Source organism: Streptomyces sp. NPDC101194, from assembly GCF_044767885.1.
GTDB lineage: Bacteria > Actinomycetota > Actinomycetes > Streptomycetales > Streptomycetaceae > Streptomyces.
In genome coordinates this window covers 516,617-538,638 of record NZ_JBIWOS010000001.1, presented here as the reverse complement: position 1 = coordinate 538,638, position 22,022 = coordinate 516,617, and the positions used below count along the sequence as shown (strand labels likewise).

20 protein-coding genes are annotated in these 22,022 nt (G+C 71.6%); 14 read left to right on the top strand and 6 right to left on the bottom strand.

Features of this window, described 5'->3' with window-relative positions:
• Nucleotides 1-50 precede the first annotated feature (50 nt).
• Complete coding sequence (locus tag ACIRP2_RS02345) at nt 51-1,478, bottom strand: FGGY-family carbohydrate kinase (RefSeq protein ID WP_404245702.1); 1,428 nt, start codon at nt 1,476-1,478, stop codon at nt 51-53.
• A 167-nt stretch (nt 1,479-1,645) separates the two neighbouring features.
• Here ACIRP2_RS02345 and ACIRP2_RS02340 point away from each other — a divergent pair, with 167 nt between their 5' ends.
• From ACIRP2_RS02340 to ACIRP2_RS02300, 9 genes are all read left to right on the top strand, one after another.
• Complete coding sequence (locus ACIRP2_RS02340) at nt 1,646-3,073, top strand: ABC transporter substrate-binding protein (RefSeq protein ID WP_404245700.1); 1,428 nt, start codon at nt 1,646-1,648, stop codon at nt 3,071-3,073.
• 3 nt (nt 3,074-3,076) lie between these two features.
• Complete coding sequence (locus ACIRP2_RS02335) at nt 3,077-4,048, top strand: carbohydrate ABC transporter permease (protein ID WP_404245698.1); 972 nt, start codon at nt 3,077-3,079, stop codon at nt 4,046-4,048.
• Nucleotides 4,049-4,085: 37 nt separating this feature from the next.
• Complete coding sequence (locus ACIRP2_RS02330; protein ID WP_404245696.1) at nt 4,086-4,916, top strand: carbohydrate ABC transporter permease; 831 nt, start codon at nt 4,086-4,088, stop codon at nt 4,914-4,916.
• A complete protein-coding gene (locus ACIRP2_RS02325; RefSeq protein WP_404245694.1) occupies nt 4,913-6,055 on the top strand; it encodes an ABC transporter ATP-binding protein in 1,143 nt (380 codons plus the stop codon). Before ACIRP2_RS02330 ends, ACIRP2_RS02325 begins: the two co-directional genes overlap by 4 nt.
• Nucleotides 6,052-6,870 (top strand): DeoR/GlpR family DNA-binding transcription regulator, encoded by an 819-nt coding sequence (locus ACIRP2_RS02320; protein ID WP_391740864.1) that lies wholly within the window; start codon nt 6,052-6,054, stop codon nt 6,868-6,870. The genes ACIRP2_RS02325 and ACIRP2_RS02320 overlap by 4 nt, the downstream gene beginning before the upstream one ends.
• Nucleotides 6,867-7,943 carry an ABC transporter ATP-binding protein gene (locus tag ACIRP2_RS02315; RefSeq protein WP_404245692.1) on the top strand — a complete coding sequence of 359 codons (1,077 nt, stop codon included), beginning with the start codon at nt 6,867-6,869 and terminating at the stop codon, nt 7,941-7,943. Before ACIRP2_RS02320 ends, ACIRP2_RS02315 begins: the two co-directional genes overlap by 4 nt.
• The gene (locus ACIRP2_RS02310; protein WP_404245690.1) at nt 7,940-8,986 is read left to right on the top strand and encodes an NAD(P)-dependent oxidoreductase; all 1,047 of its coding nucleotides are present in this window, start codon (nt 7,940-7,942) and stop codon (nt 8,984-8,986) included. Before ACIRP2_RS02315 ends, ACIRP2_RS02310 begins: the two co-directional genes overlap by 4 nt.
• A 14-nt stretch (nt 8,987-9,000) precedes the next feature.
• Nucleotides 9,001-10,404, top strand: a complete 1,404-nt coding sequence (locus tag ACIRP2_RS02305) for an FGGY family carbohydrate kinase (protein ID WP_404245688.1) — start codon at nt 9,001-9,003, stop codon at nt 10,402-10,404.
• 164 nt (nt 10,405-10,568) lie between these two features.
• Nucleotides 10,569-11,210 carry a superoxide dismutase gene (locus tag ACIRP2_RS02300; protein ID WP_404245686.1) on the top strand — a complete coding sequence of 214 codons (642 nt, stop codon included), beginning with the start codon at nt 10,569-10,571 and terminating at the stop codon, nt 11,208-11,210.
• Between the two features lie 121 nt (nt 11,211-11,331).
• On the opposite strand, the gene ACIRP2_RS02295 is transcribed toward ACIRP2_RS02300, so the two are convergent.
• The 3 genes from ACIRP2_RS02295 to ACIRP2_RS02285 form a co-directional block, all read right to left on the bottom strand.
• Nucleotides 11,332-12,207 (bottom strand): alpha/beta fold hydrolase, encoded by an 876-nt coding sequence (locus ACIRP2_RS02295; protein ID WP_404245684.1) that lies wholly within the window; start codon nt 12,205-12,207, stop codon nt 11,332-11,334.
• Between the two features lie 81 nt (nt 12,208-12,288).
• Entirely contained in the window at nt 12,289-13,500 is a 1,212-nt protein-coding gene (gene fabV, locus ACIRP2_RS02290) for an enoyl-[acyl-carrier-protein] reductase FabV (protein ID WP_404245682.1), read from the bottom strand.
• A 642-nt stretch (nt 13,501-14,142) separates the two neighbouring features.
• Nucleotides 14,143-14,817: an O-methyltransferase gene (locus ACIRP2_RS02285; RefSeq protein ID WP_404245680.1), complete on the bottom strand. Its 675-nt coding sequence runs from the start codon at nt 14,815-14,817 to the stop codon at nt 14,143-14,145.
• Between the two features lie 69 nt (nt 14,818-14,886).
• On the opposite strand from ACIRP2_RS02285, the gene ACIRP2_RS02280 reads away from it, so the two are divergent.
• Together ACIRP2_RS02280 and ACIRP2_RS02275 are read left to right on the top strand one after the other, a co-directional pair.
• Complete coding sequence (locus ACIRP2_RS02280; protein ID WP_404247131.1) at nt 14,887-15,546, top strand: CatB-related O-acetyltransferase; 660 nt, start codon at nt 14,887-14,889, stop codon at nt 15,544-15,546.
• Nucleotides 15,543-16,382 (top strand): MOSC domain-containing protein, encoded by an 840-nt coding sequence (locus ACIRP2_RS02275; protein ID WP_404245678.1) that lies wholly within the window; start codon nt 15,543-15,545, stop codon nt 16,380-16,382. Before ACIRP2_RS02280 ends, ACIRP2_RS02275 begins: the two co-directional genes overlap by 4 nt.
• A gap of 123 nt (nt 16,383-16,505) precedes the next feature.
• Here ACIRP2_RS02275 and ACIRP2_RS02270 read toward each other — a convergent pair whose 3' ends face one another.
• On the bottom strand, nt 16,506-17,432 hold the full coding sequence (locus ACIRP2_RS02270; RefSeq protein ID WP_404245676.1) for a hypothetical protein: 927 nt from the start codon (nt 17,430-17,432) through the stop codon (nt 16,506-16,508).
• 141 nt (nt 17,433-17,573) lie between these two features.
• Nucleotides 17,574-18,551: an ArsR/SmtB family transcription factor gene (locus ACIRP2_RS02265; RefSeq protein WP_404245674.1), complete on the bottom strand. Its 978-nt coding sequence runs from the start codon at nt 18,549-18,551 to the stop codon at nt 17,574-17,576.
• A gap of 61 nt (nt 18,552-18,612) precedes the next feature.
• Between ACIRP2_RS02265 and ACIRP2_RS02260 the strand changes: the two genes are divergently transcribed.
• From ACIRP2_RS02260 to ACIRP2_RS02250, 3 genes are all read left to right on the top strand, one after another.
• Nucleotides 18,613-19,821, top strand: a complete 1,209-nt coding sequence (locus ACIRP2_RS02260; protein ID WP_404245672.1) for an MFS transporter — start codon at nt 18,613-18,615, stop codon at nt 19,819-19,821.
• Nucleotides 19,822-19,992: 171 nt separating this feature from the next.
• Complete coding sequence (locus ACIRP2_RS02255) at nt 19,993-21,285, top strand: alpha/beta hydrolase family protein (protein WP_404245670.1); 1,293 nt, start codon at nt 19,993-19,995, stop codon at nt 21,283-21,285.
• Between the two features lie 120 nt (nt 21,286-21,405).
• Nucleotides 21,406-21,939 carry a DUF4240 domain-containing protein gene (locus ACIRP2_RS02250; protein ID WP_404245668.1) on the top strand — a complete coding sequence of 178 codons (534 nt, stop codon included), beginning with the start codon at nt 21,406-21,408 and terminating at the stop codon, nt 21,937-21,939.
• Nucleotides 21,940-22,022 lie beyond the last annotated feature (83 nt).

Sequence of the window (22,022 nt, the reverse complement as noted above, 5' to 3'; positions counted from 1 at the left end):
GCCGAACGACCGGGTGCGGATCACGGCTTCTCCGATCGGGTACGGGCGGATCACGACGACTGGGCCCGGGTACGGGCATGGGCGGCGACCGGGCCCGGGAGCCAGCCCCTTCGCTCCAGTTCGTCCACCAGCGTGAGGTACGGCTCGGTGTACCACGCCGTACGCACCGGATGCGGGTGCAGTACGTGCCGCAACCGCACCATCCGGCCCGCCGCCGCCTGCAGCGTGGTCGTGGCCCGCGCCCCGTACGCGGCGAGGACGGCCATGCCGAGCGCCGGCTCGCTGTACCGCGGAATGTGCACGGGCCGGCCCAGGATGTCGGCGCGCAGCCGGCTCCAGTGGCCGCTGCGGACCGCGCCGCCGGTGAAGGTGAGCCGCCCGTACAGCTGGGCACCGAGCAGGTCGAGGTAGTCGAGGCAGAGCCGTTCGACCAGGCCCACCCCGGTCAGCAGGGCGGCCCAGTGCTCGGCGTCGGTGGCGGGCTCGCCGAGCAGGAAACCGGTGGCCTCCGGCGCGGCGAAGGGGAAGCGCTCGCCCGGCGCGGCAAGGGGGTACGCCACCACCCGCGCGGGCTCGTGCTCACCGGCCAGCGCGTCCATCCGCGCCGGGTCCACGCCCGGGAAGGCGGCGGTCAGCGCCCCGCCACCCACCCCCGAGGCCCCGCCCGGAAGCCAGAGCCCGTCCGGAGCCCGGTGGTTGTAGACCACCCCGGCCCGGTCCACGACCGGCGACGAGGTCACCCCCTTCAGGACCAGCGTCGTACCGAGCACCGAGTTCCAGGAGCCCACGGTCAGTGCGCCGGAGGCGATCTGCGCCGCGCACCCGTCCGTCATCCCCGACACCAGGAGCGTGCCCGCCGGAATCCCGGTCTCCGCCGCTGCCGCCCGCCCGACCTCACCGATCCGCCGGCCCGGCCGCACCACGTCCGGGAACAGCCCGTCGGGCAGGCCCAGCTCGCCGAACCTCCGGTGCGGCCAGGCGTCGCGTTCCAGGTCGTAGCCGGTCTTCAGGGCATGGCTGGAGTCGGTGGGCAGAGGAGTCCCGGCGAGCCGCGCCAGCACCAGGTCGGCCTGGTGCATGACCCGCACGGCGTCACCCGCTCCTCCCCCGTACTCCTTCAGCAGCCACATCACCTTGGGCAGCGCCCAGCTCGGCGGGGTCCGGGCCGTGGCCGCCTCCGTCGCGGCGCGCCCGTCGTCGTACATCACCCCCGGGGTCAGCGGCCGGCCGGTCCGGTCGCCGAGCAGAACGGTGCCGGAGGTGGCGCAGACGGCGAGCGCACGCGGCGCGGGGCAGTCGCGCAGCGCCTGGCGGCTGGCCGCGCAGACGGCCGTCCACCAGTCGAGGGGGCTCTGCTCGTGCCGCACCCCGTCGCGTCTGCCGGCGAGCGGCGCGGAGCCGCTGCCGAGGATCTCACCACGGTCTCCCGCCACCACCGCGCGGACGCTCTGCGTGCCGAGATCGATGCCCATCCACATATCGGCCCTCCTTGTGAAGTTCTCACTCTGCACCGAGAATTTCCGTTGCGCGAGGGATTGACGGCCAACTTCTGTTGTTCCAAGCTCTGTTAACCAGTCGACTCGACGTGTGAACGGCATCGCTCCGCTCCCCCCACCCATCTCCGGCCGGACCGTGGAGGTCACGGATGGACATGCACGCGCACGACCGGCGGCGGTTCCTCGCCATCGGTGCGGCGGCGGCCGCGTCCGCCGCCCCGCTGCTCACCGCCTGCGGTACGGGCTTCGGCGGTGACGACAGCAAGGGCGGCGGCTCCGCGGCCGACGACGTCACCGGCTCCTTCGACTGGAAGCGGGCCAAGGGCAGGACGGTCAAGGCCCTGCTCAACAAGCACCCGTACACCGATGCCCTGATCGCCGATCTGAAGGCGTTCACCGAGAAGACCGGCATCGAGGTCGAGTACGACGTCTTCCCCGAGGACAACTACTTCGACAAGCTCACCGTCGACCTCTCCAGCGGGCGCGCGTCCTACGACGTGTTCATGCTCGGCGCGTACATGGTGTGGCAGTACGGCCCGCCGGGCTGGCTGGAGGATCTCGGCCCGTGGATGCGCAACTCCTCGGCCACCGGGGCCGAATGGGACCAGGCGGACTTCTTCCCCAACCTGCTCCGGGCGGACCAGTGGTCACTGGAGGCGGGCGCTCCGCTCGGGCGGGGCGGGCAGTACGCGCTGCCGTGGGGCTGGGAGACCAATGTCGTCGCGTACAACACCGAGGTGTTCGAGAAGCTGGGCCTCAAGCCGGCCGAGACCTTCGACGAACTGCGCGAGGTGGCCGGGGCCATCACCCGCAGGGCGCCGAAGGCGGGCTTCGACGGGATGTACGGGGTCGCGGTGCGCGGCTCGCGCAGCTGGGCGACGATCCACCCGGGCTTCATGACGATGTACGCCCGCAACGGGCTGAAGGACTTCACCGTCGAGGGCGGCGGGGTGAAGCCCGCGATGAACACCCCGGAGGCGATCGCGTTCACCCGGGACTGGGCGGAGATGGTCAGGAAGGGCGGGCCGCCGTCCTGGACCTCGTACACCTGGTACCAGTGCTCCGGCGATCTCGGTGCCGAGAAGGCGGGGATGCTCTTCGACGCGGACACCGCCGCCTACTTCCAGGCGGTGAAGGGGGCCTCCCCCGCCTCCGGGAAGATCGCCTTCCACCCCGGCCCCAAGGGCCCCGACGGCTCGCTCGCCACGAACATGTGGATCTGGTCGCTCGGCATGAACGCCAGGAGCCGCAACAAGTCCGCGGCCTGGCTGTTCCTCCAGTGGGCGACCGGCAAGGAGCATCTGCGCAAGGGCGCGATCGAGCACAACCACATCGATCCCGTACGCAGGTCGGTCAGCCAGGACCCCGCGTACAAGGAGAAGATGCGGACCGTCCCCGGCTTCATCGAGACGTTCGAGGCGGTCGTCGACCAGACGAAGATCCAGTTCACCCCGCAGGAGCAGTTCTTCGACGCGACGACCAGCTGGGCCGCCGCGCTCCAGGAGATCTACGGCGGGAAGAACGCCTCGTCCGTGCTGAACTCGCTGGCCGGCGATCTGGCGTCGAAGGCCGGCTGACCGATGTCCGGACGTGTGGCGCCCGTGCCGGAGACCGGCCACGGGGCGGCCTCCGGAACGGGGGCCGGGAAGCGGGCACGGCGGGCGGTACCGGCGTGGCGCCGCTCGCTGCGGCCGTATCTGCTGATCGTGCCCGCACTGCTGCTGACCGGCGGCATCCTCTACCCGTTCGGACTCGGCCTCTACTACACGGTGTTCGACTTCGCGGCGAGCAGGCCGCGGCCGGACCTGGTCGGCATCGAGAACTACCGGCGGATCCTCACCCAGCCCTCGTTCTGGGACTCGGCGCGGGTGACGACGCTGTACGCGGTCGGCGCGGCGGCCGTCGAGACCGTGCTCGGGGTGGCCGTGGCCCTGCTGCTGCACCGGTCGAGCCTCGTCGGACGGGTGCTGGAGAAGATCCTCATCCTGCCCCTGATGATCGCGCCGGTGATCGCCGCGATCATGTGGAAGCTGATGCTCCAGCCGTCGGTCGGCGTCGTCAACCATCTGCTCAGGCCGTTCGGCCTCGGCGGTGTGCAGTGGACGGACACGCCGACGGGCGCGCTGCTGTCGTCGATCGCCGTGGACGTGTGGGTCTACACCCCGTTCGTCGCGATCCTCGCGCTGGCCGGACTGCGCTCGCTGCCCGCCTCGCCGTTCGAGGCGGCGGCGGTCGACGGGGCGGGCTGGTGGTTCACCTTCCGGCGCCTCACCCTGCCGATGCTGTGGCCGTACGTCCTGGTCGCCGTGATCTTCCGGTTCATGGACTCGCTGAAGGTCTTCGACATCATCTACGCGCTGACCGAGGGCGGCCCCGGCGACTCCACGATGGTCCTCCAGATCCGGGCCTATCTGGAGGCGATCCGCTTCCAGCGCTACTCGTTCGGGATCAGCTACATGATCGTGCTCTGGGCCGTGGTGTACCTGGTCACGATGGTGCTGGTGCGCTATCTGGGCCGGATCCAGAACCGGGCGGCGGAGGTGCCGGGATGAGGCGCGGACGTACAGGGGCGGACACGGAGGTGCCGCGATGAGGCGCAGGGTGCTCGCCGTCGCCGCCGACCTGGCGCTGATCCTCTACTTCGTCTTCGCGCTGTTCCCGGTCGCCTGGATGGTGATCCTGTCGCTGAAGCCGACGAACGAGCTGTTCAGTACGTACTTCTCGTTCACCCCGACCTTCGACTCCTACCGCACCGTGCTCGGCGCCGGGGACGACCAGGGCGTGCCGTTCGTGCGGTTCTTCGTGAACAGCCTGGTCGTGTCGCTGGGCGCGGTCGCGCTGTCGCTGCTGATCGGGCTGCCCGCCGCTTACGCCGCCGCGCGGTGGCGGTTCCGCGGCTCGGAAAACCTGATGTTCACCCTGCTCTCGTTCCGCTTCGCACCCGAACTCACCGTCATCATCCCGCTGTTCGTGCTCTACCAGAAGCTCGGGCTCTTCGACACGTATGTCGGCATGGTGTGGGTGCTGCAACTGGTGACCCTCCCGCTGATCGTCTGGATCATGCGGTCGTACTTCTCGGATCTCTCCCCCGAGCTGGAGCAGGCGGCGCTGCTGGACGGATACACCCGCAAGCAGGCGTTCTTCAAGGTCGCGCTGCCGCTGGTGAAACCGGGCATCGCGGCCGTCTCGCTGCTGGCGTTCATCTTCGCGTGGAACAACTTCGTCTTCCCGCTGATCCTCACCTCGTCGGACGCCCAGACGGTGACGGTGGGCGCGCTGTCCTTCCTCGGCGGCGACCGGCCCAAGTACAACCTGACGGCCGCGGCGGCCCTGGTCTCGGTGGTCCCGCCGCTGCTGCTGGCGCTCACCATCCAGCGGTATCTGGTGCGCGGACTGTCGTTCGGGGCGGTGAAGTCGTGACCGGCCCTGCGGCGATCACGCTGCGCGGGGTCGGCAAGCGGTACGGGAGGAACACCGCGCTCGACGGTCTGGACCTGGAGGTGGCCGAGGGCGAGTTCTTCTGCCTGCTCGGCCCGTCCGGCGCCGGGAAGACGACCACGCTCAAGACGATCGCCGGCCTGGAGGAGCCACAGACCGGGACGGTCGAACTGGGCGGGAGGGACATGGCGGGCGTGGAACCGTACGACCGGGGCGTGGCCATGTGTTTCGAGTCGTACGCCTTGTACCCGCACCGCACCGCGTACGACAATCTCGCCTCCCCGCTCCGCTCGCCGCGCCACCGCCTCCCCGCGCACGAGGCGCGCGAGCGGATCGGGGAGGTCGCCGAACTCCTCGGGATCGGCGGCCTGTTGGACCGTCCGGTGGGCAGGCTCTCCAACGGTCAGCGGCAGCGGGTGGCGCTCGGCCGGGTACTGGTCCGGCCGGCCCGCGCGTTCCTGCTCGACGAGCCGCTGTCGCATCTCGACGCGAAGCTGCGACAGGCGATGCGCGCGGAGCTGAAGGCGATCGGCTCGGTCCGGAGCACGACCACGCTCTACGTCACCCACGACTCGGTGGAGGCACTGGCGCTCGGGGACCGGATCGGGGTGATCAGCGACGGCCGCATGGTGCAGACCGGCACCCGCGAAGAGCTGTGGCACCGCCCGTACGACACCTTCGTCGCCCGGTCCTTCGGCAGACCCCGGATCAATCTGCTGCCGGGCACGGTCACGGCCGAGGGGCACGTCCGGTCGCCCGACGGCGGGTACGAACTGCCGCTGAGGGTGCCCGCACCGCCCGGAACCGCGGTCCAACTGGGCGTGAGGCCGCGGGACATCCGGCTCCTCGGACCCGGCGAGGGCCCGGGTGCGGTGCCGGCCGGCGCCGGCACGTGCGAGGGCCTGGAGCTGACCGGAGTCGTCCATGTGACCGAACTGCTGGGCCGGGCCACCGAGGTCACCGTCCGGATCGGCGGCCTGAGGCTGTCCCTCGTCGTCCCGCGCGCCGACGCGTCGGGCCTGAGTCCCGACCGCCCGGTCCGGCTCTCCGTACCGCCTGAGAGTCTGCTGCTGTTCGAGGCCGACCGGCCGGCACGTCCAGGACGAAGGATCAGCACGTGAGCAACGTTCCGCAGCGGGGCCCCGCCCCTCGCCAGGCATCCATAGCCGAGTACGTCCTCGCACAGGGCGAGGTGAGCGCCGCCGAGCTGGCGGAACGCTTCGACGTCAGTCTGATGACCATCCACCGGGACCTGGACGAGCTGGAACGGCAGGGCATCGTCCGCAAGTTCCGCGGCGGTGTCACCGCCCAGCCGTCCGGGGTCTTCGAATCGAACGTCTCCTACCGGCTGAAGACGATGCGCGCCGAGAAGGCCGCCGTCGCCGAGCGGGCCCTGCGGCTCATAGAACCGGGCATGGCGGTGATGCTCGACGATTCGACGTCCACCCTGGAGATAGCGCGCAGGCTGCGCTCCATCACCCCGCTGACCGTCGTCACCAACTTCCTGGAGGCGATCAACCTGCTGTCGCAGGAGCGCGGCATCCATCTGATGGGCCTCGGCGGCGACTTCGATCCGCTGCACTCCTCCTTCCTCGGCGTCTCCTGCGTGGAGGCGGTGCAGTCGCTCCAGGTCGACATCTGTTTCACCTCCACCTCCGCGGCGTCCGGCGGTTACGCCTACCACCAGGAGCAGCACATCGTCTCCGTGAAGCGGGCGATGCTCGACTCGGCGAGCCGCAATGTGCTGCTGCTCGACCACTCCAAGCTGGGCCGGGTCGCCCTGCACCGGCTCGCCCCGCTCTCCCGGTTCGATCTGCTGCTGGTCGACGACGGGGCGTCCGAGCGGGACCTGCGCGAACTCGACGAGCACAAGGTGCCCTACGAGGTCTGCGGCACCGGCCGCGAGTCCGGAACGGGAGGCGGCGATGACGGATGACTGAACTGGTCCTGCGCGCACTGCGCAAGACCTACACCGGACGTGGCCGGGCCGCCGTCGAAGCGGTCCGCTCCCTCGACGTCGAACTGCGCTCCGGCGAACTGCTGGGGCTGCTCGGCCCGTCCGGCTGCGGCAAGTCCACCACCTTGCGGATGATCGCCGGACTGGAGCCGGTCACCGGCGGCGACATCCTCATCGGCGGCACCTCGGTGGTGGGACTCCCCGCCCAGCGGCGCAACATCGGGGTGGCGTTCGAGAACTACGCCCTGTACCCGCCGCTGACGGTCGCGGAGAACCTCGGATTCGGACTCGCCGCCCGGCGCCGGTACGGCCGGGCCGAGATCCGCCGCCGGGTGGCCGACATGGCCGCACGCATCGGGATCACGGATCTGCTGGACGCGCGCCCCGCCGGGCTCTCCAGCGGCCAGAAGCAGCGGGTCGCCCTCGCCCGCGCCCTGATCCGCACCCCGGACGTGCTGCTGCTCGACGAGCCGCTGTCCCATCTGGACGCCGCCCAGCGCGACACCACCCGACGGGAGTTGAAGCGCATCCAGCGGGACAGCGGCCACACCACCATCCTCGTCACGCACGATCAGGAGGAGGCGCTGTCGCTCGCCGACCGGATCGCGGTGATGCGGGACGGCGAGATCCAGCAGCTCGGCACCCCCGAGGAGATCTACGACGCGCCGGTGAATCTGTTCGTCGCCGACTTCGTCGGGGAACCGGCGATCAATCTGCTGCCGGGGACGGCCGACGGGGCGGGCGGGGTACGGCTCTCGGACTCCGTGCGCATCCCCGTACCGCACCGCCCGGCGGCGGGACGCGCGGTGGTGCTCGGCATCCGCCCGGAGGACCTGCGCCTGGACGACACTGGTGCACGGGCCCGGGTCGCCGCCCATGAACCCCTGCTGGAATCCGGCATCGCCACGCTCTCGCTCGACGGGGTGGCGGAGCCCCTGGTCGCCGTGACCGGTCCGGAGGTACGGCTCGACCGGGACGACACCGTACGCATCACCGCCGACCCCCGGCACATCCATGTCTTCGACTCCCGGACAGGAGACGCTCTGCGATGAACCGCCCCGCGACGGTCCGCCCCACGACGAGAATTCTGGTCGCCGGTGACCATTTCGTCCGCAACTCCCTGATCTCCGAGGCCCTGCGGCGCGCCCTCGGCCCTCTCGGCACGGAGCCTCACCTCACCGAACTCACCCTCCCCTGGCCCCTGGAGCCCTTCGGCAAGGTCGCCGAGGTCGACGAGGCCAGCGACGCCGAGGACGCGCTGATCGCCGCCCTGGACGGGGTGGAGGTGTGCGTGACGCAGATGGGCCCGTTCACCGAGCGGGTCCTGGCCGCCGCACCCGATCTGCGGCTGGTCGTGGTCTGCCGGGGCGGCCCGGTCAACGTGAACGCGGCCGCGGCACGGGCCCGGGGGGTGCGGGTCTGCTTCGCGCCCGGCCGCAACGCGGCGGCGACCGCGGAGTTCACCGTGGGTCTGATCCTCTGCGCCCTGCGCCGCATCCCCGAGGCCCACCGCTCCCTCGCCGACGACGGCCGCTGGGACGCCTCCCACTACACGTACGAGAACTGCGGGCTGGAGCTGGAGGACACCCCCGTCGGCCTGATCGGCTACGGGGCGGTGGGCAGCCGGGTCGCCCGGGTGCTCTCCGCGTTCGGCGCCGAGGTCGAGGTGTACGACCCGTACGTGCGGGGCGACGTCCACGGCATGCGGGCACCCTCGCTGGAGGCGCTCCTGAACCGCTCCCGTGTCCTCACCCTGCACGCCAGGCTCACCCCGGAGACCCGGCACCTCATCGGCGCGCGCGAGCTGGCCCTGCTGCCGCGCGACGCGGTTCTGGTCAACGCCGCCAGGGGCGGACTGCTGGACACGGAGGCACTGTGCGACGCCCTGGACTCGGGGCGGTTGCGGACCGCGGCACTGGACACGTACGAGCAGGAACCGCCCCCGGCCGGGTCACGGATCCTTCGCACCCCGCGTCTGCTGATGACCCCGCACGTGGCGGGCGCCAGCCGGGCCGTCGCACAGAAGGCGGCCCGGATCGCCGCGGCCGAGGTGGCGCGCTACGTGCGGGACGAACCCCTCGCCCACGCCCTGTGAGGAAGGCCGGACCCATGACGAGATACATCGGCATCGATGTCGGCACATCCGTGGTGAAGGCCGCGGCCTTCGACCCGCGCGGCCGGACACTGGCCGTCGAGTCCCGCCCGGTGGCACTCACGATCCACGGCGGTTGCGTGGAACAGGACATGGACGAGGTGTACGCAGCGGTCTGCGAGGTCCTGGCCGCACTGGGCTCCGACGGGGTCGCGTTCGCCGGTCTCACCGGACAGGGCGACGGGGTCTGGCTGGTCGACGCGGCGGGCCGACCGGTCCGTACGGCGATCTCCTGGATGGACGGCCGCGCCCATGAACTGGTCGACGCCTGGCAGGCGTCCGGTGTCTTCGGGGCGGTCTACCGGCGCACCGGCAGCGCGATGTTCCCCGGCTGTCCGGGCCCGGTGCTGGCCTGGCTCGACCGTCACGACCCGGCCTCGCTCGACGCGGCGACGACCGCGCTGTACTGCAAGGACATGGTGTTCCAACGGCTGACCGGGGTGCGGGCCACGGACGTCTCCGACGCGTCGATGCCGTTCCTGGACCCGATGACCCGTACGTACTCGTCCGACGTCGTGGCCGCGCTCGGCCTCGACCACCGGGCCTCGCTCCTCGCCCCGGTCAGCGACCCGGTCGCCACCGCCGAACTCCCCTCCGGGGTAAGGATCTCCAACGGCCCGTACGATCTGCCGGCCTGCGCCCTCGGCGCGGGCGTCACCCGTCCCGGTGACGGTCTGCTGATCGTCGGCACCTGTCTGGCCGCCCTGGTGGCCACCGAACGACTCGATCTGAACGGCGAGCCCGCCGGTCTCCACATCTCCACCGACCGGCCCGGCCACTGGCTGCGCGCCATGCCCGCGATGGTCGGCACCGCGGCCCTCGACTGGGTCCTGAGCACCACCGGCGTGCGGCACACGGAGGTCGACCCCCTGCTCGCCGCCACCCCGCCCGGCGCGAACGGTGTCCACGTACTCCCCTACTTCGCCCCGTCCGGCGAGCGCGCCCCGTTCGTCGAGCCACGCCTGCGCGCCGAGCTCACCGGCGTGTCCCTGGAGACCACCCCGGCGGATCTGATCCGCGCGGTCTGCGAGGGCATCGGCTTCGCCGCCCGCCACTGCCTGGAGGCCTCGGGCCTCACCGGCTCCCTCGCCCTGTGCGGCGGCGGCACCCGCTCCCCCGCCTGGATGCGCCTGTTCGCGGACGTACTGGGCCGACCGGTCCGGATCGTGGAGGGCGAGGTCGGTGCGCGGGGCGCGGTGCTCGCGGCGGCGCGGCGCTTCGGGGCGGAGCTGGACACGGCCGCCTGGACGGCCCCGACCACGGTCGTCGAACCCGACCCGGCGCGGGCGTCGTTCTACGCGAAGGCGTACGAGGACCACCTGACCCGGCTCGCCGAGGCCCGTGCGCGGGCCCGCGCGTGAGTGAGCGGTGCGCGCCCGGTCGCCGCACCGGCCGCGTGCACGCGGGACGACGCGCGCCCGGTCCTAAGTCGAAGGGCTGATCACCATCATCCCCTCCTGCTGTTAGCCTGCTCCTGCATAGTGGTTGCAATAACAACAGGAAAGCAGCTGGAGGGTTCGACCACATGGCCACGTACACGCTCCCGGAACTCCCGTACGACTACGCGGCGCTCGAACCGGTCATCAATCCGCAGATCATCGAGCTCCACCACGACAAGCACCACGCCGCCTATGTGAAGGGCGCGAACGACACCCTGGAGCAGCTGGCAGAGGCGCGCGACAAGGAGGCCTGGGGAGCGATCAACGGGCTCCAGAAGAACCTCGCGTTCCACCTCTCCGGCCACATCCTGCACTCGATCTACTGGCACAACATGACCGGCGACGGCGGCGGCGAGCCCCTCGCGGCGGACGGTGTCGGCGACCTCGCGGACGCGATCACGGAGTCGTTCGGCACGTTCGCCGGTTTCAAGTCCCAGCTGACGAAGGCCGCGGCCACCACGCAGGGCTCCGGCTGGGGTGTCCTCGCCTACGAGCCGGTGAGCGGCAGGCTGATCGTCGAGCAGGTCTACGACCACCAGGGCAACGTCGGCCAGGGCTCCACCCCGATCCTGGTCTTCGACGCCTGGGAGCACGCCTTCTACCTCCAGTACAAGAACCAGAAGGTCGACTTCATCGACGCCATGTGGGCCGTCGTCAACTGGCAGGACGTGGCGAAGCGTTACGCGGCCGCCAAGGAGCGCGCCGACGTGCTGCTGCTCGCCCCCTGACCGGGAGGCACACGAACGTCCTGCCTCGTGATCGTCTTCTCAACCTTCACCGGGCAGGCGGATGAAGGGAGGACCTCCGCCCGGACGTGACGGGCGGGGGTCCTTCTGTGCGTCCGGCGGCTCAGCGGCCCGCGGCGCGCCCCAGCAGCGTGCTCAGCACCTGCTCGGCATGCGTCCAGAGCACCGCCCCGCCCGCGTCCGGCACCAGGTACCGGACCGCACCCGGGATGCGCGCGGCCAGACCGGCGCCGAGATCGGGCGAGTGACCGGTGTCCTCCTCCCCGTACCAGAGGTCGACCGGTACGGCGATGTCCGACAGTGCGATGCCCCAGCGCCCCATGGCCAGAACCGTGTCCCGGGCATAGCCCGCGGCGGCCCCCTGCGCGAACGCCTCGTCGAGCGCGCGCCGGTAGGCGGCCGCGAACGCGGGCTGCTGATAGACGGCGAGGTCGCGCTCCGGACTGCCGGACATGACCATGTCCCACATCGCCTGCGCGGCGAACCCGGCGAAGACCTTCTCGGCGGCGGCCGGGTCGGACACCGCCAGGTCGACCAGGCCCCGCAGGTCGTCCGGAAGCGCGTCGGCGAACCGCGGTGCGGCGACCTCGTCCGCGCCGGAGACCACGGCGAGCGCGTGGATCACGTCGGCGGCGGCGCACGCGAGGGCGAAGGGCGCTCCCTGCGAGTTGCCGACCATCAGGGGCCGGCCCAGGCCGCGCAGGGCGGCGAACGCGCGGATGTCGTCGGCGAAGTCCCCGAAGGTGCGGCCGGGCACCGGTGAGGAGGCGCCCAGCCCCGGACGGTCCAGCGAGATCAGCCGCACGCCGAGGCCGGCCGCCACGTCGTGACCGAACCCCAGATGCCTGCTGGTGGCCGCCCCCGGCGACAGCAGCACCGGCACCCCGTCCGCCGGTCCCCACTCGGCCCAGCCCAGCTGCCGCCCTCCCGGCAGCTGTTCGGTACCGATACGAACCGGGTCGATCATGTGCAAAGTCATGCGCCCGATCATGACCGGATCCGCGGAGCGTGTCGAAGGGGTTTGGCCGAAGGACGTTCACCGGACCCGGACCGGACCGCTTCAGGGGGCGGTGGCGTCCGGCCAGGCGGTGTCGGTCTCGGCCGGCGCGGCATAGTCGATGCCGGGCACGGCGAACCCGTACAGGCGCTGCACTTCGGCGTGGAACCAGTCGAGGTCGGCGAGTTCGGTGATGTTCTCGGTGGTGGCCGCGTTCCACCGCTCGGTGACGGCCGCCTGGACAGCAGGATCGAGCTCCCAGGTGTCCAGGCGCACACGCCCCTCGTCGTCGAGTTCGAGTGGGCGGGCACCGGTGAGCTGGTCCCACAGGTCGGTGAGCTGCCCGATCGGCGGGACCATGGCGTCGCCGAGGACGCCGCGGAGCAGCCCGACGTAGAGGGCGATGCCGGGGATCGCGGTCGAGGACTGGGTGACGGCCGCCGCGTTGACGGAGGTGACCGCGCGGCCGTCCACCAGCTTCGCGAGCCGCTCGTCGAGGATGCGGGCGGTCGCTTCGAGATGGGACTTGGCGGCGCCGATGGTGCCCTGCCGGTAGATCGCGGCGGTCAGGGGGGAACCGATGTAGGAGAGGGCGGCGGTGCTGAATCCATCGGCGAGCAGCCCGCGGTCGGCGAGATGGTCGATCCACCGTTCCCAGTCCGTTCCGCCCATGACGGCGATGGTCTGCTCGATGTCGTCGCCGTCGGCGGGCTGCGTCTCGACCTCCCGCACCTCGCCGGCGCCCCGGTCGTCGAAGACGAGGGTCTTGGTGCTGTACGCCTCGCCGACGGGCTTGAGGACGGACGCGTAGGTGGTCCCGGTGTCGGGGTCGGTGCGGCGCGGGGCGGCCACCGAGTAGATCAGGTGGTCCAGACGGCCGCCGAAGCGCTCCTCCAGCACCTGGGCGACCTGGTGCTTCATCTCGTCGGAGAACGCGTCCCCGTTGAGGAACACCATGTCGTGACCGTGCCGCCGGGCGAGTTCGGCGGTCGCGGCCGTGCGGTACCAACCGGCCGTACCGGTGCGGCGTCCGGGGGCCTTCTCGAAGCAGACCCCGATCCCGCGGATGCCGGCCCGGGCGAGGCCGGCGATCGTCGCGGCCAGCCCGTACCCGGCGGAGGAGCCGATGACCAGTGCCACGGGTGCCCGGTCCGGCACCCGGGAGGGCGCGGGGACGGCCCGCCACATGTCCTGCACCAGGCGCTCGCAGCCGGCCGGGTGGGAATCGAGGAAGAGGAAGCCGCGGTTCTTGGGGGCGATGACGCGTTCGTTCATGGGCTCGGGCCCTTCGGGTCGTCACGAATGGAGGTGGCGGCACGGAGGCCCGCACCACACCCTGCAAGTCTGCGACCGCACGAACACCGACAGTCGCCTCGTCAGGCACAGTAATGCTCAGCCGCTCTTGGAGGCTTTCCACCACGTCGGGCGGCGCGGGACCGCCGACGCCCGGCTGCCGCGCGAGGCGCGCTCCGGGTCGCGCATCTGGCCGGCCCGGACGCCGAGGCGTAAATCCGTCGACCGGCCCACGGTTCGCTCCTACGCTCTGCGCATGCACGAGGAGGAGACCGACGCCCGCGAACTCTTCCGCGCCCTGGTCGACCACGAAGGGCCGGATGCCTTCGGCCGGGTGGCCGTACCGTGGCTGGCAAGGACCGGACGGGGCTACCGCGACGCGATCGCGCATGCCTCCGCGGACGGTGCCTGGCGCACCGGCGGGAAGGTGCCCGAGCGACCGGATCTGTATCTCCGTCACGAGCTCTACGCCCTCGGCCGCGTCAGCGACGCCCTGCTCCACCACTTCCAGCCCGCGCCGGACCCGGACGGCACACGCGTGTGGGCCGCCGACGCGGGCCTCTGTGTCACATCGCGCGGACCGGGACATCCCTCGTCCCCGGCCGGTGCCGCGCTCGCCGCGTCCTACCGGCCGTCGGTGACCAGCGCCATCATCAGTCCGTCGTGCCCCTTGCTGCCGACCGTCTGCAGCGCGGTCGCGCTCAACGTCGGTTCGGCCGCGACGAGTTCGGTGAAGCGGCGCACACCTTGCACCTTCGGGTCGTCGCTGCCGCCGTCGACCACCTCGCCGTCGCGTACGACGTTGTCGGCGATGATCAGGCTGCCGGGCCGGGTCAGCTTCAGCGACCAGGCCAGGTAGTCGGGGTTGCTCGGCTTGTCGGCGTCGATGAACACGACGTCGAAGGGCCCGCATCCCTCTTCCGCGAGTTCCGGCAGCGTGTCCAGGGCCCGCCCGACCCTGATCTCCACGACGTCCGAGAGACCGGCCCGCTCGATGTTGGCCCGCGCGACCTCGGCGCACCCGGGATCGGATTCGAGCGTCACGAGCCTGCCCCCCTCGGGCAGCGCGCGGGCCAGCCAGATCGTGCTGTAGCCGCCCAGGGTGCCGATCTCCAGCACGGTGCGCGCCCCTTGGAGCCTGGCCAGCAGGTGCAGCAGCTTGCCCTGGTTGGCGGCGACCTGGATGGCCGGGAGCCCGGCCTCGTCACTGGCCTCGACGGCCGCGTCCAGGGCTTCGTCCGAGCCCACCAGCAGGCCGTTGAAGTAGTCGTCGACCTCGGTCCATCGCGCCGTCGTCATGACATGTTCCCCTCTCGAATGCATGTGAGTTCCCAAAGGGAACTTACATCATGCGAGGTGAATGCAATGATGGGCGCCATGAGCGCTCCCCCTGCCGACCCCACCGTCCTGCACCCGATGCCGGGCCAGCCCCGGGTCGTACAGCTGAAGCCCCTGGTCACGTCCGAACTGATCGAGGTCGGTGACTACTCGTACTACGACGACCCCGACGACGCGACGGCGTTCGAGACCCGCAACGTGCTCTACCACTACGGTCCGGAGAAGCTCGTCATCGGGAAGTTCTGCGCGCTGGGAACGGGGGTGCGGTTCATCATGAACGGCGCCAACCACCGGATGGACGGCCCGTCGACGTTCCCCTTCCCCACCATGGGCGGCTCATGGACCGAGCACTTCGACCTGCTCGCCGGGCTGCCGGGCCGGGGCGACACGATCGTCGGCAACGACGTCTGGTTCGGCTACGGCTCCATGGTGATGCCGGGCGTACGGATCGGGCACGGTGCGATCATCGGCGCCGGCTCGGTCGTCACCGGTGACGTACCCGACTACGGCATCGTCGGCGGCAATCCCGCCCAGCTGATCCGCACCCGGTACGACGACGAGACCATCGCCCGACTCCTGGCCGTCGCCTGGTGGGACTGGCCCGTCGACCACCTCACCCAGCACATCCGCACCATCATGTCCGGCAGCGTCGACGACCTCGAAGCGGCTGCCCCGGAGGGGACGTCATGACGATCACCGTTCGAGAACTGACCTACTACCCGATCAAGGGTTGCGCCGGAACCGTGGTCGAATCCGCACAGGTCCTCGGGACCGGCCTCGCACACGACCGGACGTTCATGGTGGTCGACGCCGCGGACGGCGCGTTCCGCAGTCAGCGCACGCATGCCTCGATGGCCGCGATCAGGGTCGAGGTCCTGGAAGCCGGCGCGGTGTTGGACCTGTCCGCCGAGGGCGTCGAGCCGCTCCGACTGAAGGTCGACCGGGACGGCCCGCGCCGCGAGGTCAGCATGTTCGACCGCCCGCTCGGCGCGGCGGCCGACCAGGGGGACGAGGTCGCGGAATGGTTCTCCGAGGCGCTCGGAGCCGAGTCCCGCCTGGTACGGGTGGCCCCCGGCTTCGACCGGGACGGCTGGGGCGACACCCCGGGCAAGGTCAACTTCGCCGACGCACACGCGGTGCTGGTCGCCTCGACGGCCTCCCTGGACGACCTCAACGCCCGCATCGCCACCCGGGGCGACGCCGAACCTGTGCCGATGGACCGTTTCCGCCCCAACATCGTCCTGACCGGCAACGACGAACCGCACTTCGAGGACCGGGTGCGCCGGATGACCCTCGGTTCCGTGGAACTCGCCTATTCCGTACGGGCGATGCGGTGCAGCGTCCCGCTCGTCGACCAGCGCACGGGCCGCCGTGCGGGCCCGGAACCGGTCCGGACCCTGGCCACGTACCGGCGCGAGCCGGAGTACAAGAACAAGGTGAGCTTCGGCGCGAAGAACGCGGTGGTCTGCGAGGGCGTGGTGACCGTCGGGGACCCGGTCGAGGTCGCGGAGTGGCTCGGCCGCTGACGGCCCTTCAGCTACTGCTCGCCCGGCCCGGGAAGGGCGGCGAGTCGCCCCGGTCCCTCACGACCGCGCGGCGCGATCGTGATCGAGCGGTGCGCCCCGTGCGGGCCCTGCCCCGGGGCGCGGTCACCACGATTCCCTGTCCGTGTCCTTGCCGAGGGACTCCCCGAGGTGGGACATGACGGCCCAGATGATCGCCTTCCGGCACGGACTCATGTCCTTGGCCTCGATGTACAGGGTGTTGTCCCCGCCGACGCGGTAGTTCTCCCGGCGGCCGTCCGCCTTGAGCTTGAGTCCTTCCATGCGGCGCCGCAGATGGGGAACGGTGACGCCGACCTGGTGGTCGTCCACGGTCACCCGGGTGACCTCGTCCCACGGGATCTCGTCCGCGGCACCCTTGACGTACAGGTACGTGGTGCCGATCTCGATGGGTCCGTACCGGACCACGCCGCCCTCGGTGGCCAGTTGGCGCACGTCGTGCTGTGCGCGCGCCGCGGCGACCCGGTCGACGATCCCCCCGAGCATCGGTGTCAGGCTGCCCGGGGAGCGCAGGAAGGTACGCAGGAGTCCGGCACCGATGTCGGTCAGGAAGTAGTTGCCGGACAGATCACGGGCGCCCTGACCGGTCGCCGTCCACAGGCGAGCGACGATCCGGTCCGAGATCGGCCGTACGGCGGTCGACCCGAGATGGGTGACATGACGGGTCAGGACCACGTCGTGGAAGTCCTCCCAGCGGTGCGCCCACCACACCTTGCGCCGGCCCCGGTGGACGATTCCGTCCTCGTGCAGGATCAGCCAGGAGGCGAGGGAGCGGGGCAGCTCGAAAACCCCCCAGACGAACAGCAGGACGCAGATGACGTCGAACACGAGGTGCCCGACGCCCGGCATGGAGTCGGGTATGCCGCCGAACAGCAGGAACGCGGCGGCCGGGACGACGACCAGGGCGAGCTTGCCCATCGTCGGGCGTTCCCGGTACGTCGCGAGGACCGGTCCCAGTTCGGCCGGATCGACCTTCCGGCGCCGCTCGTCGCTCCCCCGGCCCTGATCCGCCACGGTAAAACCTCCCTGATGATTCGTCACGCGAATGTGTCGCGCCGGGAGTTGGCAGGACCTTCTCCGTTCGTCACCGCATGACTCCGATGCTCTGCCCGCAGCCTATGCCCGCCCGGGGCCGGCCGGAGGGCCCGCTCCCCCTCAGCCGTCCCGCTGGGCACCCACCAGCGCGTCGCCCACGTCCGTGCGGAAGTACAGCACCGACCGCCCCGCTCTGCGGCGGTCGGCCAGGCCGGAGTCCAGCAGGACCCTGAGGTGGCGACCCACCGAACCCAGCCCCTGGCCGGTCAGGGCCACCAGTTGGGTGGTGCTCTTCGGGGAGGCGAGGAGGACCAGGACCGCCGCCCGCGCGGGGCCGAGCAGGCGGCCCAGACCGTCCGGCACCCGGTCCCGGCCCGCGTCGGCCAGGGTGCCCGAGCACGGGTAGACGACCGCGTACCGCAGGGCGTCGTCGTCCCAGGAGACCCAGCCGCTGCGCTGGGTGACCGGGACGAACAACAGCCGCACACCCGACAGTTGCTTCGGCGGGTAGTCGTGCGCGTTGATCTGGAGCCGGCTCCCGCCGAGCCACCTCATTCCCGGACGCAGACCGCTGAGGGCGGCGGCCCAGCCGCCCTGGCTCAGCTGTCCGGTGCGCGCGACGACGTCCGCCTCGATGATCCGGCGGCGGCGCGGCCAGTCCGGCAGGACCGTGTACCGCCAGACCCAGTGCAGTACGTCGGCGGCGCGCTGCGCCAGGTCGTCACGGTCCAGGAGTTCCGGGAGCGGACGGCCGCCGAGCGACACAACCAGGTCGGCGCGGGCGCGCCCGGGCGTGGTGGCCCGGACCGGGGCCAGCTCCTCCTCCAGGGACGGCGCACCCTCGCCCGTCGGCGTGGGGGTGATGAAGTCGGCGTTCCAGCTGCCGCCGAGTGCCGCCGGTACCAGGAGGGCGGCGACCGGGTCGGCGGCCTGCCGCGCCCGGTAGGCGGGCAGATGGACATCGAGCCAGGCCCGTTCGCCGGGGTGCTCGGCCCGTCCCCATTCCAGGGCGTTCAGGGCGGAGATGGTCTCGGCGAGCGGCGACACGACGAACCGGCTCCCCGCGAGCGTGTCCGTGTTGATCTGCCACAGGCCCATGACCTTTCGCCTCCCCGCGAAACAATATCGACGTGCGGGAACGGCCTCCGAGACTCCCCGCATGCGTACCTATCGGGAACTCTTCCGAGCGCCGCAGTTCCGGCCGCTCTTCGCGACCAGTGCCGTACAGGTCGCCGCGTCGACGATGAGCGGGCTGGCCCTCGGCACCCTCGTCTATGCCGCGACCGACTCGCCGCTGCTGACCGCGCTGTCCATGTTCGGCTCCTCGCTCGCCCAGGTGATCGGGGCGACCGTGCTGATGTCGGCGGCGGACCGGCTGCCGCCGCGGGCCGCGATGTCCGGCATGGCTCTCGCCTTCGGGCTGGCCACCGCCGTGCTCGCCGTCCCCGGGCTCCCGTTGCCGGTGCTCTTCGCGATCATCCTGGTCGAAGGCGTGATCGCCGCCGTGGGCGGTGGGGTGCGGTACGGCCTGCTCAACGAGGTGCTGCCCAAGGACGGCTATCTGCTGGGGCGTTCGGTGCTGAACATGTGCTCGGGCCTGATGCAGATCGGCGGGTTCGCGCTCGGCGGACTCCTGGTGGCGACGCTCACCGCGCGCGGCACACTGCTGGTCGCCGCCGCCCTGTATCTGACCGGTGCGGCCGTCGCCCGGTTCGGGCTCGTGCACCGGCCGCCGCGCGCCGCCGGGCGGCCGTCGGTCGCCGAGACCTGGCGGACCAACGCCGTGCTGTGGTCGTCCGGTCCGCGCCGCCGGGTCTACCTCGCGCTCTGGGTGCCGAACGGGCTGATCGTGGGCTGCGAGTCGCTGTTCGTTCCGTACTCCCCAAAACACGCGGGGCTCCTCTTCGCGTTCGGCGCGCTGGGGATGCTCGTCGGGGACACGGTGGCGGGCCGGTTCGTCGCCAGGCACTGGCGGGGACGACTGGCGACCCCGCTGCAGCTGCTCCTGGCCGCCCCGTATCTGCTCTTCGCCGCGTATCCGGCGCTGCCGGTGGCGTTCGCTCTGACCACGCTCGCCTCGGTCGGGTTCGCGGCGAGTCTGCTGTTCCAGGAGCGGCTGATGGCTCTGACCCCGGACGAGTTCACCGGTCAGGCCCTCGGACTGCATTCCTCCGGGATGCTCACCGTGCAGGGCGTCGCGGCCGCGCTCGCGGGTGCCGTCGCCCAGCGGACCTCGCCGGGGACGGCGATGGCGGTGATGGCCGCGGCCTCCCTCACCGTGTCCCTGGCCCTCGTCGTGGCGGGGCGGCGGGCCTCGGTGCCCGCCGACGAAGGCACCGGCCCCCGGCAAGGGGTCGGTGCGGCCTGACCGCCTACGGCCGCCTTCAGCGCCTCGGTCTCCGCCCGCTGGGCCGGCCCTTCGGTCGGCTCCGTGACCGGGGGCAGCCTCCAGGAGAAGCCGGGGGCCCGCACCAGTGCGCCGGCACTCGCCGCGCGTGAGGCTGAACGGGCTTGATCCGAACCGTACTTGGAGGAAATCATGGCCGTCCCCGCCTCGACATCGCCGCGCGGTGGAACCCGGTACCGCAGCGGTCTCAGAGCGGCAGCCCTCTGCTGCGGACTGCTGCTGAGCGGGTCGGCCGTCGCCACCGCCGCCGCTCCGCCCGCCGCCCATGCCCAGGTGCGGCACGAGGAGCGCGGCCGGGGCACGCTGGTCTCCGCCGAGAAGTTGTACACGCTCGCGACCCCGCAGGCCGTGGCCGCCGAGCTGGGCTCGGCCGGGTTCGGGGACGACACCGTCCGGCACGGCGTGGTCGCGTACCGACTGGTCTACCGGACCGTCGACGCGTACGGGCGGCCCACCACGGCGAGCGGGCTGTTCGTGCTGCCGCTCGACGGCGAGGGACGGTTGCGGGCCGTTTCCTTCGCGCACGGCACCGGCAGTCACAAGGACGATTCCCCGTCCATGCGGCGCGGCGCGTTCGTGTCCGCGTCGGTGATCGCGCACGCGTCGGCCGGGGCCGCGGGGGTCGCGCCCGACTACCTGGGCATGGGCAAGGGTCCCGGTCTGCACCCCTGGATGGACATCGGCTCCGAGACCACGGCATCCCTGGACATGCTGCGGGCGGCCCGCGCCTTCGCGCCCCGCACCGGACATGTGCTGGAGCGCGAGGTCATGGTCACCGGCTTCTCGCAGGGAGCCTCCGCGGCACTGGGGCTCGGCCGGGCTCTTCAGGCGGGCGAGGACCGCTGGTTCAGGCTGGGCGCGCTGGCACCGGTCAGTGGCGCGTACGACTTCGGTGGCGTCGAGCTGCCCGCGCTGCTTCAGGGCAGGCTGGATACCAAGTCCGGTGTGCTGTACGCGGCGTACACCTTGGTGGCGTTCAACCGTCTCCACCACATCTACGACAGCCCGGGCGAGGTCTTCTCGGATCCCTACGCCGACACCGTCGAGGGGCTCTTCGACGGCGCACACACGGGGCAACAACTGATGCAGGGCACCCCGGGCACTCTGGACGAGCTGCTGACCGAGCACGGCCGCGCATTGCTCACGCATCCGACGGGGCCGCTGGCGGCGGCGCTGCGCACAACCGACGCCGTATGCAACGATTGGGCCCCCCGTGCCCCGGTCCGGCTCTACATGGCGACCGGGGACGAGCAGGCCGACACCGCCAACACCGAGCACTGCCGAGCGGCTCTGCTCAGGAACGGCGTGAACGCCCCGGTCGTCGATCTCGGCGCTGTCGACTACCAGAGATCCCGTCACCTGGGGTCCAATGTCGCGGCCACGTCGGCGATCGTGCGCTGGTTCGGTGAGTTGGGCAGGCGGTGACGGCAACGCCCCGGCTCCCTCGGGGTCCCTGCTTCTTCGGTGGCCCGCTTCCACGCCCGCCCGGTTCCACGCGACCGGGCGTCCGCCCGACTGTCAGACCTCTCCGTCATGCTGCACCCCATGGACAGGACGGACTTCTGGAATCTGATCGACGACGCCCGCGCACAGGTCACCGACCCGACGGATGCGGAGGCCGTCGTCGAGCGGGCCCGTGAACTGCTCGCCGCCCGGCCCGTGGAGGAGATCGTCGCCGCGCAGCAGCTGTTGTGGGACCTGATGGCCGCCTCCTACCGGGCACCGCTGTGGGCCGCGGCGTACACGATCAACGGAGGCTGTTCCGACGACGGCTTCGACTACTTCCGGGGCTGGCTGACAGCGCAGGGGCGTGAGGTGTTCGAGCGGGTCGTCGCCGATCCGGACACGCTGGCCGAGCTGCCGGTGATCAGGGCCGCGGCGGCGGAGGGGGAGGAGGTGGAGTGCGAGTCGATGCTCGCGTTGGCCTGGGAGGCGCACCGGGCGGCGACCGGCGAGGACCTGCCCGGTGGCTCGTTCTCGATCAGATACCCCGCGCTGGACCCGGAGTGGGACTTCGACTTCGACGACGCGGAGCGGGTGGCGCTGCGGCTGCCGAACCTGGCCGCGCTGTACGCGTGAGAGGCGGGGCGCGGGGGGGGGGGGCCGGGCCCCGCCCCCCCCCCCCCCCCCCGGGCGGGCGGAGGAACAAGGGGCCCCGCGGC

What these genes read in the sequence shown, in the direction of transcription:
- ACIRP2_RS02330 (WP_404245696.1), top strand. Translation starts at nt 4,086, where the DNA reads ATGAGGCGCAGGGTGCTCGCCGTCGCCGCCGACCTGGCGCTGATCCTC.
- ACIRP2_RS02260 (WP_404245672.1), top strand. Translation starts at nt 18,613, where the DNA reads ATGCGTACCTATCGGGAACTCTTCCGAGCGCCGCAGTTCCGGCCGCTC.
- ACIRP2_RS02285 (WP_404245680.1), bottom strand. Translation starts at nt 14,817, where the DNA reads ATGACGACGGCGCGATGGACCGAGGTCGACGACTACTTCAACGGCCTG.
- ACIRP2_RS02255 (WP_404245670.1), top strand. Translation starts at nt 19,993, where the DNA reads ATGGCCGTCCCCGCCTCGACATCGCCGCGCGGTGGAACCCGGTACCGC.
- ACIRP2_RS02310 (WP_404245690.1), top strand. Translation starts at nt 7,940, where the DNA reads ATGAACCGCCCCGCGACGGTCCGCCCCACGACGAGAATTCTGGTCGCC.
- ACIRP2_RS02265 (WP_404245674.1), bottom strand. Translation starts at nt 18,551, where the DNA reads ATGGGCCTGTGGCAGATCAACACGGACACGCTCGCGGGGAGCCGGTTC.
- fabV (WP_404245682.1), bottom strand. Translation starts at nt 13,500, where the DNA reads ATGAACGAACGCGTCATCGCCCCCAAGAACCGCGGCTTCCTCTTCCTC.
- ACIRP2_RS02315 (WP_404245692.1), top strand. Translation starts at nt 6,867, where the DNA reads ATGACTGAACTGGTCCTGCGCGCACTGCGCAAGACCTACACCGGACGT.
- ACIRP2_RS02340 (WP_404245700.1), top strand. Translation starts at nt 1,646, where the DNA reads ATGGACATGCACGCGCACGACCGGCGGCGGTTCCTCGCCATCGGTGCG.
- ACIRP2_RS02305 (WP_404245688.1), top strand. Translation starts at nt 9,001, where the DNA reads ATGACGAGATACATCGGCATCGATGTCGGCACATCCGTGGTGAAGGCC.
- ACIRP2_RS02300 (WP_404245686.1), top strand. Translation starts at nt 10,569, where the DNA reads ATGGCCACGTACACGCTCCCGGAACTCCCGTACGACTACGCGGCGCTC.
- ACIRP2_RS02250 (WP_404245668.1), top strand. Translation starts at nt 21,406, where the DNA reads ATGGACAGGACGGACTTCTGGAATCTGATCGACGACGCCCGCGCACAG.
- ACIRP2_RS02345 (WP_404245702.1), bottom strand. Translation starts at nt 1,478, where the DNA reads ATGTGGATGGGCATCGATCTCGGCACGCAGAGCGTCCGCGCGGTGGTG.
- ACIRP2_RS02335 (WP_404245698.1), top strand. Translation starts at nt 3,077, where the DNA reads ATGTCCGGACGTGTGGCGCCCGTGCCGGAGACCGGCCACGGGGCGGCC.
- ACIRP2_RS02275 (WP_404245678.1), top strand. Translation starts at nt 15,543, where the DNA reads ATGACGATCACCGTTCGAGAACTGACCTACTACCCGATCAAGGGTTGC.
- ACIRP2_RS02295 (WP_404245684.1), bottom strand. Translation starts at nt 12,207, where the DNA reads ATGACTTTGCACATGATCGACCCGGTTCGTATCGGTACCGAACAGCTG.
- ACIRP2_RS02280 (WP_404247131.1), top strand. Translation starts at nt 14,887, where the DNA reads ATGGGCGCCATGAGCGCTCCCCCTGCCGACCCCACCGTCCTGCACCCG.